Consider the following 12,755-nt stretch of genomic DNA (forward strand, 5'->3'; position numbering starts at 1 on the left):
CAAGTTGTCCAAACAAACTACGGGGGCCTTTACGCTACCGGGAGAATCTGGTTATGAGGCATTGACCCTGAAATTAGCTGAACGGTGGGGTGCCGATGTCATCCGTGATAGTGACGGCACGCAATTGTCCGATGAGATTATAAACGCTGGATACGGCATTTATTCTACAATCTGTATCATCAGAGATCATAACGAGTGGGCGACCCACAATTTAGATAAGCTGCAGCAGTGTTTTTTAATTACAAATCCGAAGGTAGCCGTACAGGATTATGTATCCATCTATCTGATGGAGGATTTTTTTGCTGAACAATTCAAAGTGAATGACTCCAAAGAAGCGTTTAACTATTGGCAGGTTTTTGACAGAACGACCGGAGAGGAAGTTCCAAGAGAACAGTGGAATTATGAAAGGGAATCCGGAAATGTGGTCATTACCGGAATTGTTCCTTGGCATAAATACACGGTAAGCTTCATGGCTTACCGGATCTGGGAAGAGATTTCCATGTACAATCATACAACGAATCATTGGGACAAAGAGCATTTGATGCAGATTGATCCTATCTATGCAGAAACGCAACAATATCTGCTGGATTGGATGGAAGATTGGTGTCTTCATCATAAGGAAACCACGGTTGTTCGGTTCACCTCCTTATTTTATAATTTCGTCTGGATCTGGGGCAGTAATGAGCGCAATCGCCATCTGTTCTCTGACTGGGGTTCATACGATTTTACGGTAAGCTCAAGGGCGCTTGATCTGTTTGCCAAGAAATACGGGTATTCGATGACTGCCGAGGATTTTGTGAATGGCGGGAAATATCGCGTCAGTCATATCCCGGCTGAGCAGCGCAAGCTGGATTGGATGGCATTTATCAATGATTTTGTAATCGAATTTGGCAAGAAATTAATTGACATTGTGCATAGGCACGACAAGCTGGCCTATGTTTTCTATGATGACAGTTGGGTTGGCATGGAGCCTTACAATGACCGTTTTCAAGAGTTTGGATTTGACGGGTTGATTAAATGTGTGTTCTCAGGTTACGAGGCGAGGCTTTGTTCAGGTGTAAAAGTGAATACGCATGAGATTCGGCTGCATCCATACTTATTTCCGGTTGGTTTAGGCGGGCTTCCTACCTTTATGGAAGGGGGAAACCCCACGCTGGATGCCAAAAAGTATTGGATTAATATCCGGCGCGCCTTGCTGCGGGAGCCTATTGACCGGATTGGACTGGGCGGATATTTGCACCTTGTAGAGCCTTACCCGGATTTTTGTGATTACATCGAAAAGATTGCCAATGAATTTAGAGAAATTAAAGAACTGCACCACGAAGGCAAACCCTATCACATGAAGACGAAGGTAGCTATTCTGCATAGCTGGGGAAAATTGAGATCGTGGACCTTGTCCGGACATTTCCATGAAACGTATATGCATGATTTGATTCATGTCAATGAGGCTTTATCCGGATTGCCGATTGAAGTGCAATTCATTGATTTTGAAGATATCCGTCAGGGAATTCTACAGGATTGTGATGTAGTGATCAATGCCGGCTCTGCTGGTTCAGCATGGAGTGGTGGGGAGTACTGGAATGACAACAAGTGTGTGGACTTACTGACCCAATGGGTTTATGAGGGTGGTACCTTTATTGGCATCAACCAGCCTTCTGCGGTCGAAGGCCACGACAGCTTTTTCAGAATGGCACATGTTCTTGGACTAGATGAGGATACAGGCTCCAGGGTAGGTCATGGAAAATGGACTTATGAGGTTAGGGATGAGTATGGTTTGGTGCCTGAAGGAGCCAATATAACGCCAAAGAATAGCATTTATCTTACGGATGGGTCAGCTGCGGTAGTGGAGGAAACGAGTGGTATGATAGCATTGTCTACTCATGCCTTCGGTAAAGGAAAAGGGATCTACCTTCCTTCTTTCGAATTCAGCTGGGAAAACACAAGGTTGCTGCTGAATATAATTCGGTTTGCAGGCAATGAGTTACATGAAACGAAGTACATTACAGATAACCTATATACAGAGTGTGCTTATTATCCAGAAAGTAAAATGTTGGTTGTTATTAACAATAGCGATGAAGTTCAAAGAACGACGATTGATACGGAATATGGAAAACAAACCATGGAATTAGATCCGTATGATACCATGATCACCCATATCGGCTTAACAAAATCGGTATAGGAACGGAAAATAATGAGAAGTAGCGGTATCAAGCCCTCCTTTATTTTAAGGAAGGGCTTTTTGTTTCAGCACCTCCAGAAAATCAAGCCAATTTACCGGGGATTTTGTCCATTCAAAAGTATCTACTCCATCATTAACTATAAGTAAAATGATTAAGGAGATGATTTCTTTGAGAAAGGCAACCTTAATGAAAATTAAAAATGCGGAAGCAAAGTTGGGAAGAAAGCTAAAAAAAAGAAGTCACGTGATTATGAATCTTAAAAAAGCCATTCGTGTAACTCAACTTGGAGATGGATTTGCACGTTTCACCTTCTCTCCGGTCACTATTCCGCCAAATAGCTTTAGAAGCACTACGATTAACGGTAACGACTACAATCTGATTAGCGGTTCATGGATTTTCTCTGGAAATCAGCAAGGGTATCTTCTCGATAACTATTCTGCGGCGGAAGACAGATGGTTCTTTACTGCATGGAATCCAACTGGATTCACAAGAACGGTATCCTATGCTGTTATCGCCAAACGGAAGCCATAATTCAAATGTCATAGTTAGCAAGGAAAAGGAGCTTGATCCTTCTTTTCCTTGCTAAAAGGTAGAGGAAATGTTGAACAAACCTTCGATGATCTTATAATTTTTGATAGTGGTTCAAGAGATGCTCAACTTTTTCTTTAATAATCTGTTTTAAAGATTCAGGCTTCACAGATCGTACATAATGACCATATCTCATAAAATAATGAGCGATAAACTCTTCTTCTCCAGGATTATAGAATCCCTTAATGACTGTCTTATCACCATTTTCTATTTTCATAGAGGGATAATGTTCTTTATAGAAAATGTCCTTCGCTTGTTCTACAATCTCTACTTCAAAGTCAATGCTCTTCTCGGATTGATACATTTCTAATGAACGACTAAAGAGTTCATCTATAGAAAAGCCAGAATTGATGTCCTCTTCTTCTACAAAGGTGATTCGATCACATCTGAAAACTCTATATTTATTCGTATTTAACTCTATGCCAGTAGCATACCACTGACCAAACTTAGCGGAAATTTTGAAAAATTGAACATAGTAACTTTTATTCTGATTATTTTTTACATATTTAACTTTACAGGTGCTCTCATTAAGAATGCTTGTTAGAATTTTATCTAAATAACGACTAACATGAGTATGCTGATATATTTCAAATTGTAGAACCTTTTTCATTTTATGAATCTGGTTTATTTGTATTTTAGAAAGACAGTGTTCAAACTTTTCGTTTAGTTTATTAACACTTAAGTGAAAGGGGGTGGATTGATAAGCTTCTAACGTCAACATTGCAAAGTACAGTGCATATACTTCATCCATCGTAAAAATAATGGGGGATAACAATCTATTTTTTAAGATACCATATCGTCCATGTCTGCCATGTTCCGAAAAAATAGGCATACCTAATTGTTCTAATGAATGAATATCACGTAGAGCTGTACTTTTTGAAATATGGTATTTATCCATCAGGTCATTTAAATTAAAGAACTCTCGACTGTTTAAGTATCTGATCATATCATTTAATCTTTCTGATTTCTTCATCTAAACCTCCTTATAAAGGTGTCATGTTTTGATACCTTTTTATATGATAATAAGCTTAAGGGAATATATCAAATTCATAAGATATCTACCTGAGGATTTTACAAAATCCTGACTAAGATTATATATAAAGGAGATTGATACCATGAGTACAACACTGGAAGTAGCTATTTTCTTATCCATGAACGGAAAGGCAAAGGAAGCTATACATTTTTACAAAAAACACTTCAACGCAGAGGAATTGTTTCTGGTTACCTATCAAGACATGGCCCAACGTGACAGTTCCATACAGATTACGGATGAAAATGAAAATTATATTTCTCATTCTGTCTTATCCATCGGAAAAACAAAAGTAATGATAGCAGAAGATACAATGAATCCCAGTGAAAAATATACAGTTGGTAATAACACTTCATTATGTATTCAAAGTGCTGACTTAGAAGAAATTAAACATTTTTATCATAGCTTAATTACAGATAATCGTGTGAAAATTATCGTGCCTTTATCTAATAATATGTTTAGCCAAGCCTACGGTATTATTGAAGACCCGTTCGGTATTCAAATACAATTAATGTTTGATAATCGATTACAATAAAAAGGTTGTTAAAAGCTAAAAAGCACAATAGCATGGTGAAAAGTGGATAATAAATGGACAGAGGTAAAAACTAAAAGGGGAAAATCCAAGATACCACAGCAGAAAAGGAGACACTATGACGGAGAGAAAAGAAATAGCAGATAAAATAGGGTGGAACTTCGACAACAGTTACTCTCGTCTGCCGGAATCCATGCTTACAAAGCTCAACCTAACTCCTGTCCGCTCACCAAAGCTGATTATACTTAATCATCCGTTGGCAGCATCACTGGGGTTGAACGGCACGGCGCTGCAAAGGAATGATGGCGTAGCGGAGCTGGCCGGCAACCAAATTCCTGAAGGGGCTACGCCTCTTGCTCAAGCTTACGCAGGACATCAATTCGGGCATTTTAACATGTTAGGAGACGGTCGTGCTCTGCTGCTTGGCGAACAGATCAATCCCTTGGGTGAACGGGTTGATATTCAGCTCAAGGGCTCTGGCAGAACGCCATACTCCCGTGGTGGTGACGGGCGTGCGGCACTTGGTCCGATGCTTCGTGAATACATCATTAGTGAGGCGATGCATGCGCTAGGTATTGCTACCACCCGCAGCTTGGCGGTGGTATCCACAGGTGAGACGATCATCCGGGAAACCGAGCAGCCCGGTGCCATTCTGACCCGTGTGGCTGCCAGTCATCTTCGCGTCGGAACTTTTCAATACGTCTCAGCATGGGGCACGTCCGAAGATCTCCGTGCTCTGGCTGATTATACATTGGAAAGACACTACCCGGAAGTTGCCAATGACGAAAACCGTTACCTTTCACTGCTTCAGGAAGTGATTAAGCGTCAGGCCGAGCTGATTGCCAAATGGCAGCTGGTTGGTTTTATTCACGGGGTGATGAACACCGACAATATGACCCTTAGCGGAGAAACCATTGATTATGGTCCTTGCGCCTTCATGGATACCTATGATCCTGAGACGGTATTCAGTTCCATCGACAGGCAGGGACGCTATGCTTATGCCAATCAGCCGCATATTGCTGCGTGGAATCTCGCGAGATTTGCTGAGACGCTCTTGCCACTGCTGCATGACAACAGGGAGCAGGCTGTCACACTGGCTGAGGATGCAATTTCAGATTTTGTAAAAATGTTTCACAGTCACTGGCTTGCAGGAATGCGAGCGAAGCTAGGGATCTTTAACGAAGAGCAGGAGGATGAATCTCTTATTGAGGATCTTCTGAATATCATGCAGAAGCATCGTGCTGACTACACCAATACCTTCCGTGCCCTAACTTTGGACAAGCTGGAGGATACGGTTCTGTTCAGCACTGAGGAATTCACCCAGTGGCACGAGCAGTGGCAGGCGAGACTGGGCAGACAGCAGGAATCCCAAGATTCATCGCATCAGCTGATGCGCAGCAGCAATCCTGCAATCATCCCGCGCAACCACCGAGTAGAAGAAGCATTGGAAGCTGCGGTGGAACGAGAAGACTACCATGTGATGGAGCAACTCCTTGAAGTTCTTTCGAACCCTTATGCTTATTCTGACGAACAGGCTATTTACTCTACATTGCCTGAGAAATCCAACTGCTCATACCGAACCTTTTGCGGTACCTAATGTAATGTAATCATGTTGAACAACTCGATGATAACCTATTTCATGCGTTGGTGGAGAAGATAGCCATTCTCTCATCAGCGCATTTTGTTTTTATTTTGGTAGGCTGCAACTGATTAATCCAGCTCCTGACCGTCATTTTCGATCTGTATGTGTCCGCAATAAAGACATTGATGCGTACAGTTCTGCGTAAGAGCGGGCTGGCCCTCGATGCGCATGTCACTTTTCCCGTTCAGCCAAGGCATCGTAAGGACAGGAATACACGGAGCCTTTTTCACCCCATAAATATCGACCATCTCACTGGCTTGCACAGCCGGATTCAGCGGACTGGAGCAATTTCCAAAAGATTTTATGTTCACTCCAGGCACATAATCTCCAATATTCATCTGGGCTTTATTTTTGACATACACCCCGTGGCTAAAAGGGCGCTTCAAACGCGTAGGCTGTGTACCATAACTACAGCTTAAAATCGCACCTGCTACGACATAGCTTTTTTTCGCACCTGATCCAGGCTGCACACTTGCTTCTTCCATACGGATTATTCCTCCTTTGTGGACATCTCCACTTTTTGCACACGAACACCTGTAAATGGACGACGCAGCAGACTTTCCGCTACCGCGAGATTGATATAGATATGAGCTTCCAACAAGCCGGCGATCCGAAATATAGACGATTGGATTTTTCCGTGTTTAAGTACCAACTGCTTCAAGGTATGGTCAGGATACCACTCGGTTTGTGAGGAAAGACAATCCACCACAGGTGGACGCAATATCCAGTACACATCCTGCCTGGCCTTCTGAAAATCGGTAAGTATAGCGACCTTCCATTCCAGCTCCGGCATATATTTTTCCAACAGGACTTTCATGGAGTCTGAAACCAGTGGCAAAGGGAACTCCAGAAAATCCGGATATACGGTTCGTGGATCTGTATGTACTGCTAAAAACAGGGGAGTGTCCTCCGCCTGAATGGTATGACCCGAAAGGAGTTCTTCCACCTGCAAGGGAGACAGGGGCGCAGTCTCTACCCGATGCTTTACGCGCTCGTCCACCATGAGTCGAAAATATCTCATGACATCCACTCCCCTTTACTCACTGTATCTGTTACCTGTGTAACCAGGGGTGCTTCTACAGCAGCAAGACCAATGGCTTCGCTTAGTTGGATATCTGTAAAGATTGCCCGGTGTAGCTTTGCCCCTGTAAAATTAGCTTTTACTAAACATGCACCTATAAACGAAGCGTCAGTGACATCAGCTCCTACAAAGCAGGCACCTGTTAGATCCGCGCCGTTAAATAAAGCTCTTTGCAGCGCGGCATCTTGGAAAGTAGCTCCTTGAAGCTGTGCATGTTGAAAACGAGCTCCCTGTAAATTAGCTCTTGTAAAATCCACTCCATCCAATCCTAACGGTTCCCAATCCAGCCAAGCATCCGATCCATATTCGCTATTGCTTAAAACTTCGTCCAGTACAGCCTCTTGCAGGGAACAGCCACGGAAATCGGCTCCGTGAAGCAGGCTGTGCGAAAAGTCGGTTCCATCTAGCTGAGCTTCTTGCCATACCGTGCCTACGAGGATACAGTGATGCAATCGGCTTTGTTGCATCCCGATCTGGCGAAAGACTGTATAACGAAAATCCAAGGAACTGTAATCTCCATCCGACAGTTGCACTTGAGACAGTGCTTGGTAGCTGTAGGCCGATTCTTCTTTTTCCTCCAGCCAAGACTTTATGATGTTAGCATCCACGGGTCTTCGATCTTCCCGGTACACGGAGACACTATGATCCATATACTCTCCGACGCGAATCTCAAAAGCTTCTTCACGATCCAACGCCTCAAACTCTGGTAGGTGGACTGCTTGCTTCATAGCCTGACGAATCAGACTAACGATCATCGTATGAAGATATCCCGCTGCTTCCAGCATGATCTGCTCTAATTCAAGTTCGGAAAGGGAGACTTGCTGGTTCAAGGTTTCAGCCCCAAGTTGTTCATGTAATTGAGTCCAATAGAGAAAAATCCAACTTGCATCGTATTCCAACTGAACGGGTTCAGCATCAAGCATCCATAAGGCATCCGTAGCTTCAACAAGATAAACGGGCTTCTGTTCAAGCCATGTGGTGCGCAGCATGGAGTAGGTGATGTAACCGATATGACCTTTACGACCTGTGAGTTGCTTTTGCCGAACGAGCTCACAAAAGGCCCGAAAATGTTCTACTATATGCTGTAATCGTTGTGTTTGTTTTGATTTACATTTCAACGCCCATTCTTTGCGAATGAGAGACCAAGCCTGTTGAAGAGCTGCTTGTTGCTGATCTAACACATCTGTTTGCTTTTCCATTGCTAATCATCCTTAATTTGACTTCACTTCGCTGCCTTTCATATCCGCTGACCCGCTTAATTCAATATGACTGCCGTTACAATCCATACGGAGCTGACTACCTGCGGACAGACTCATCGTCTTTCCCGCAGACAGGCTGAGATTGCCTCCTGCCGAAATATTCACTTGCTTGCTGCTGGTGATATGAATGCCTTCTTTATCATCCAGTTTGATGTAAATAGCGCCGTCCTTGCCTGTAACGACCAGTTCATCCGGTCCCAGCCGAATTTCCTTACCATGCGGGGTACGCCATATTTTCATTTGTGGATTGGAAAAATGGTTATGCGTACTCTTGCGATCTGCCCGTCTCACCGCACTACCTGCCACGCCGTCTTCTTCCCGACTACCGGGGAAATAGAGAGAAACGGAATCGCCTTTTTCTGGCATGACGTACCAGCCAGTATGGCCACCGCCACTGTAAACAGTAGAATAGTTGAACCAGTGTGCTTTGCTTGCGTCTTGTTGTTCATCACAATCCAGATGAATGCGTACCTGATCCTGACGTACGTCCAGTACAACACCGCTTAATGAGGCTCCTGCCAGCTTATCCTGGTAGTAGCTTTTTTGCCGAAATCCCTGGTAAGAACCCAACACATACTGATGCCGCAGCAGTCCTTGACTCATGGCGGTGTAGGCTTCCATGACATACAGGTTATGCCCCTGAAAATTCAACTGAGCGCCCAAGTCGAGTACCTCATCCGTTTCTACCTCATAAAAAATAAAATCGTGTTCACTCAGTTTGGTCTGTTCATTTTCCTGAAAATAACGAAAAGGAAGCAATTGCTTACGTACGGTATAACGGGTATGATCCAGTATCGCCTGTGCAGGGCTGTCCTCAATACCAAAATAAAATTTGGGACTGTCAAAACGGGCTACAGGCATCAGACTCGTATGATAACGGGAGGCTATGCGTCTTAAAAAAGCCCAGTCTGTCTCCTGATACTGAATGGCAAGCCGCCCGATGGCTTCTCCCCCAGTAGCTCCGTCGATCACATCCAGTCCTTCATAGTCCTTACCTATGTGCTCCAGCATTTGAGGAATCGTCATTTTCGTATACTGAAAAGAACGAGTACGCTGCTTCATGTCCATCCGGTACGTATGGGAAATAGCTTCCACCTCCAGATAGTACACACCTCGCACGACTTTTACCTCGACCGAGAGGGCAATCCCACTAAATAGCGGTTTGCTTGCGCCAGACTCATCTTGTTGACTGACTTCAATGATGGTATTTTTTTCTGTCGTTTCCACGTAACTGTCTTGCAAGTCTTCGGGGATAACACCTGTAAAATAAAGCCGAGTATGCTCGTTAACTTTTTTCGTTAAGGTGAGCTCTTCTAAGTCCATTTGTTCATAAGGGTGAATGTGAATTTGATCGTATCCCAGACTCATGGTGTAGTCATTCCTTTCTCATTTGTAGAATAGGTGGAGGGTGGAAGGACAGAAAGGGATTGAACCCAGTATTCTGCTACAGGTAACCAGATTTCGAGATCTACCTCCAGACAGCTAAAGGAACCTATGACAACTCGTCCATTGTGGATGAAGAATAGCATTTCGTTGTATAGATTACCGTCGATCCCCGCCGCCACAAAACGAATCTGCCCAACTGAAAGTCCGGAACCGTTGATAACCATTTCGGTACCTAACCAGTTGCGAATCGGTTGTACAGACCGTAAAATATCCGCCATTTGCTCTACAAAATCGGGCAGCTCTTCCGCTTCCAGAGCAGTATCTGTAGGATTAAAAGTGATATTGATAGTCTCCTCAGATGAGGTATAAATGACCTTTGGTCGATGCTCTGAAGGATATTTGATTATAGCTTGCTCCATTGGCATAGGAGTAAAGGACTTGGGAATGTAGAAACCAATTTCTCCGTGTAGTATTGTAATGGGCTCCAATGCGAGATAATCGTTTTCAATATGAAGTAGCTTTGTTTCTTCAAACATGGAACCGTACTGTTCCGATTTCTGAGTTTGAGCTGGAATGGATTTCACATTATCGTTATTAGCTGTCTTCCGATCCACCATTTTAGCTTTGAGGCTAAGTATATGCTCGTCTAGATAGTTCATAGGAAGCCCCCTTTTAGGAAAAATACACGTTTGTACTTGAATATGTAAAGATGGAAGGAGATATTTAAGTACAGAACCAGCATATGTATTTATCGGTTAAAAGAGAGATTTAGTTTACAAAATGAACCATTCGTTGGGGGGCATTATTTGATAATAGCTCCTATTTCATGCCATAACCCCTTTTTGCCGTAACAATTCGGTAGTAGTACTCCAAAGTAGGCGTTGCATCTTGCTATCCCCACCAGGATATGTCGGCACAATCGGCTTACCAGTGCCAACATTAAAATATCCACCTGTCACTTCTCGATATTGAGATTCTGTTGCTAAACGAATAATAATCTCTGCTCCTTTCCGTGGGTCTCCGATGTGCAAAGCGTTCAATATTTTTGCAAGTACTGAAGAAAATCCCAACTCACGGCCAAGGCCAGTAACGTTAAATCCTGTATTAAGTGCGTTAACTACGATTCCGGTTCCATCCAACTGGCGTCCAAGTTCTTCTGTAAACATGATATTAAGAAGTTTAGTCTTTCCGTATATCTTAGATGAACCTCTTGCGGTAAATGCAGATATATCTGTTAAATCCTCCGGTAATTTTAATTCGCCATGGTTGCGTGACGCTTCAGAAGCCACATTGACGATCCTAGCATTTGTGGATTCCATTAGTGAATTGAGTAGGGTATGCGTTAACAGCCACGGGGCAAGATAGTTTACGGCTATCATTTCTGCCAAACCCTCTGAGGTTATTCGCTGTTCAAATCCATGTAATCCAGCATTGTTCACTAATACATCAATCTTTGGATAATTAGCTTTAATTTCATCACCAATACGCCTGACATCCTTCATAAGAGACAAGTCCCCGAAAAAAAAGTCTACCTTTGTACTTGGCGCCAGATCTTTTAGAATATTTTTAGTCGTTTCAGCACGCTTTTCATTTCTGGCTGTTAAGACTAGATGCGCTCCGCGTTGGGCTAATTCAATTGCTACTAATTGTCCAAGACCGTTAGTAGCACCAGTGATTACAATAGTCGGGTATGTCGACATATACATCATCCTCCTAATTCTCGATCCAATTACATTCTTATTCATGCTTACGCTTTACGGTTGTAGATGCTTTATACTGTAGATCTTCTGCTTGACACTTACCAAAGCCGAAAATATGATTGATATATATCAAGTATATGTATTTTAATTGATATATGTCAAATATATTCGAACTCATTCAAATAAGGTGGAGACATATGGATCATAAAACTCAACATTCAAATTCTACAAGAGAGCAATTAGAACTGAATCTTGGTGAACAACTTAATGCACTTATAAGCGCGTCACATGCACTCAATGTAAGAACAGCGGCACTTTTCGATCCATCATTACAACCTGCGGCTTTTCTGATCGTACGCTGCCTTCTTTCGTACGGTCCGGCAAGCGCTACATTTTTGGCGGAATCCACCGCTATGGATCGAAGCTCTGTCAGCCGACTTGTTACTCAGCTTAAACACTTGAATTATGTAAAAAGTGAAACTCACCCTGAGGATCGTCGGGGAGTGTTAATATCCCTGACAGCTAATGGTCGTGAAAAAGCCCTAGAAGCTTTAAAAGAAAAAGAAAATGAGTTTTATCAACGTATTTCAACATGGGAGAATTCCAAACTTGAAGCGTTTATTGGTATGCTGAATTGTTTTAACGGTCAAGATTGCGAGGAGTAATGATTCGACATAAAGCATCGGATGATGAAAATAGGGGGCTTTCAAAAAGTGAAAGAAAAAAATGTTAGGGAAATTAGGGCAACTGATTATCATGATATTTATTTGTTAAACCAAGACTTTAATCCCAATCTATATCTATTTCCTGAAGTAAAAGTAAAAGAGAAGATTGAAATGATTATAAAGGAATCAAAAGATGTAATCTTTGTTTATGAAGAAAACAACGAGGTATTAGGATATATTCATGGAAGCCCACATGAATTACTTTTTTCTGAATCTTTGGTGAATATACTAGGATTTGTTGTTAAAGAAAAGTATAGAAATCAAGGTGTAGGTAGCATGTTGATTGAGCGTCTTGAACAGTGGGGAAAGTCCCATGGATTTTCCGGGATCAAACTGTTATCTCACCCAAGTCGGATACAGGCTCACAGGGTCTATGAACGACGTGGCTATATGTTTACCAAGGATCAGAAAAATTTTATAAAAAGTCTCAAATAAATACATAGGCTTAATATCGTGATATTTATCATTGAAAAACTAGTTATGTTTAGCACTCTAATGCATCGCATTAAATTGACCATTGTTCAGAAAACATGAATCACCTTCCTTTCCATTTCATGCCTAAATATGTATGCGAATTAGCAGTTGTATTTAGGCGTTTTTTGTCATACAATGCATCTAATGCTACGGATTCG

Annotated in this window: 13 protein-coding genes; 6 read left to right on the top strand and 7 right to left on the bottom strand. The window is 42.5% G+C overall.

Annotated elements, in window-relative coordinates; all coding sequences use genetic code 11:
- The first annotated feature begins 4 nt into the window (after positions 1-4).
- Together gnpA and MKY75_RS04245 are read left to right on the top strand one after the other, a co-directional pair.
- Positions 5-2,179 (top strand): 1,3-beta-galactosyl-N-acetylhexosamine phosphorylase, encoded by a 2,175-nt coding sequence (gnpA, locus tag MKY75_RS04240; protein ID WP_340884430.1) that lies wholly within the window; start codon positions 5-7, stop codon positions 2,177-2,179.
- Between the two features lie 160 nt (positions 2,180-2,339).
- A complete protein-coding gene (locus MKY75_RS04245; protein ID WP_254327189.1) occupies positions 2,340-2,711 on the top strand; it encodes a hypothetical protein in 372 nt (123 codons plus the stop codon).
- A 91-nt stretch (positions 2,712-2,802) separates the two neighbouring features.
- Here MKY75_RS04245 and MKY75_RS04250 read toward each other — a convergent pair whose 3' ends face one another.
- Entirely contained in the window at positions 2,803-3,741 is a 939-nt protein-coding gene (locus tag MKY75_RS04250; RefSeq protein WP_340884431.1) for a helix-turn-helix transcriptional regulator, read from the bottom strand.
- Positions 3,742-3,883: 142 nt separating this feature from the next.
- On the opposite strand from MKY75_RS04250, the gene MKY75_RS04255 reads away from it, so the two are divergent.
- Together MKY75_RS04255 and MKY75_RS04260 are read left to right on the top strand one after the other, a co-directional pair.
- Complete coding sequence (locus MKY75_RS04255) at positions 3,884-4,333, top strand: VOC family protein (RefSeq protein ID WP_340884432.1); 450 nt, start codon at positions 3,884-3,886, stop codon at positions 4,331-4,333.
- Positions 4,334-4,448: 115 nt separating this feature from the next.
- A complete protein-coding gene (locus tag MKY75_RS04260) occupies positions 4,449-5,927 on the top strand; it encodes a protein adenylyltransferase SelO (RefSeq protein WP_069012890.1) in 1,479 nt (492 codons plus the stop codon).
- Positions 5,928-6,040: 113 nt separating this feature from the next.
- Here the strand turns inward: MKY75_RS04260 and MKY75_RS04265 are convergent, their stop codons facing one another.
- The 6 genes from MKY75_RS04265 to MKY75_RS04290 all read right to left on the bottom strand — a co-directional run bounded on the left by MKY75_RS04265 (position 6,041) and on the right by MKY75_RS04290 (position 11,398).
- Positions 6,041-6,457 (bottom strand): DUF4280 domain-containing protein, encoded by a 417-nt coding sequence (locus MKY75_RS04265; RefSeq protein WP_029517103.1) that lies wholly within the window; start codon positions 6,455-6,457, stop codon positions 6,041-6,043.
- Between the two features lie 5 nt (positions 6,458-6,462).
- Positions 6,463-6,993: a hypothetical protein gene (locus MKY75_RS04270; protein WP_176715766.1), complete on the bottom strand. Its 531-nt coding sequence runs from the start codon at positions 6,991-6,993 to the stop codon at positions 6,463-6,465.
- Positions 6,990-8,252 (bottom strand): pentapeptide repeat-containing protein, encoded by a 1,263-nt coding sequence (locus MKY75_RS04275; RefSeq protein WP_340884434.1) that lies wholly within the window; start codon positions 8,250-8,252, stop codon positions 6,990-6,992. The genes MKY75_RS04270 and MKY75_RS04275 overlap by 4 nt, the downstream gene beginning before the upstream one ends.
- Before the next feature lie 12 nt (positions 8,253-8,264).
- Complete coding sequence (locus MKY75_RS04280) at positions 8,265-9,680, bottom strand: phage baseplate assembly protein V (protein WP_340884435.1); 1,416 nt, start codon at positions 9,678-9,680, stop codon at positions 8,265-8,267.
- A complete protein-coding gene (locus tag MKY75_RS04285; protein WP_029517099.1) occupies positions 9,677-10,357 on the bottom strand; it encodes a hypothetical protein in 681 nt (226 codons plus the stop codon). Before MKY75_RS04285 ends, MKY75_RS04280 begins: the two co-directional genes overlap by 4 nt.
- A gap of 165 nt (positions 10,358-10,522) precedes the next feature.
- Positions 10,523-11,398: an SDR family NAD(P)-dependent oxidoreductase gene (locus MKY75_RS04290; protein ID WP_340884436.1), complete on the bottom strand. Its 876-nt coding sequence runs from the start codon at positions 11,396-11,398 to the stop codon at positions 10,523-10,525.
- Between the two features lie 197 nt (positions 11,399-11,595).
- Between MKY75_RS04290 and MKY75_RS04295 the strand changes: the two genes are divergently transcribed.
- Together MKY75_RS04295 and MKY75_RS04300 are read left to right on the top strand one after the other, a co-directional pair.
- A complete protein-coding gene (locus MKY75_RS04295) occupies positions 11,596-12,063 on the top strand; it encodes a MarR family winged helix-turn-helix transcriptional regulator (RefSeq protein ID WP_029517097.1) in 468 nt (155 codons plus the stop codon).
- Positions 12,064-12,111: 48 nt separating this feature from the next.
- Positions 12,112-12,558 (top strand): GNAT family N-acetyltransferase, encoded by a 447-nt coding sequence (locus tag MKY75_RS04300; RefSeq protein WP_340884437.1) that lies wholly within the window; start codon positions 12,112-12,114, stop codon positions 12,556-12,558.
- Positions 12,559-12,755: the final 197 nt, after the last annotated feature.

The sequence above is a fragment of the Paenibacillus sp. FSL L8-0663 genome (assembly GCF_038008125.1).
In the GTDB taxonomy this organism is placed as follows: domain Bacteria; phylum Bacillota; class Bacilli; order Paenibacillales; family Paenibacillaceae; genus Paenibacillus; species Paenibacillus polymyxa_D.

Bases quoted from the DNA above. Each gene is read 5' to 3' on its own strand.
- MKY75_RS04255 (WP_340884432.1), top strand. From the start codon at position 3,884: ATGAGTACAACACTGGAAGTAGCTATTTTCTTATCCATGAACGGAAAG.
- MKY75_RS04265 (WP_029517103.1), bottom strand. From the start codon at position 6,457: ATGGAAGAAGCAAGTGTGCAGCCTGGATCAGGTGCGAAAAAAAGCTAT.
- MKY75_RS04280 (WP_340884435.1), bottom strand. From the start codon at position 9,680: ATGAGTCTGGGATACGATCAAATTCACATTCACCCTTATGAACAAATG.
- MKY75_RS04260 (WP_069012890.1), top strand. From the start codon at position 4,449: ATGACGGAGAGAAAAGAAATAGCAGATAAAATAGGGTGGAACTTCGAC.
- MKY75_RS04245 (WP_254327189.1), top strand. From the start codon at position 2,340: ATGATTTCTTTGAGAAAGGCAACCTTAATGAAAATTAAAAATGCGGAA.
- MKY75_RS04250 (WP_340884431.1), bottom strand. From the start codon at position 3,741: ATGAAGAAATCAGAAAGATTAAATGATATGATCAGATACTTAAACAGT.
- MKY75_RS04285 (WP_029517099.1), bottom strand. From the start codon at position 10,357: ATGAACTATCTAGACGAGCATATACTTAGCCTCAAAGCTAAAATGGTG.
- MKY75_RS04295 (WP_029517097.1), top strand. From the start codon at position 11,596: ATGGATCATAAAACTCAACATTCAAATTCTACAAGAGAGCAATTAGAA.
- MKY75_RS04290 (WP_340884436.1), bottom strand. From the start codon at position 11,398: ATGTCGACATACCCGACTATTGTAATCACTGGTGCTACTAACGGTCTT.
- MKY75_RS04270 (WP_176715766.1), bottom strand. From the start codon at position 6,993: ATGAGATATTTTCGACTCATGGTGGACGAGCGCGTAAAGCATCGGGTA.
- MKY75_RS04275 (WP_340884434.1), bottom strand. From the start codon at position 8,252: ATGGAAAAGCAAACAGATGTGTTAGATCAGCAACAAGCAGCTCTTCAA.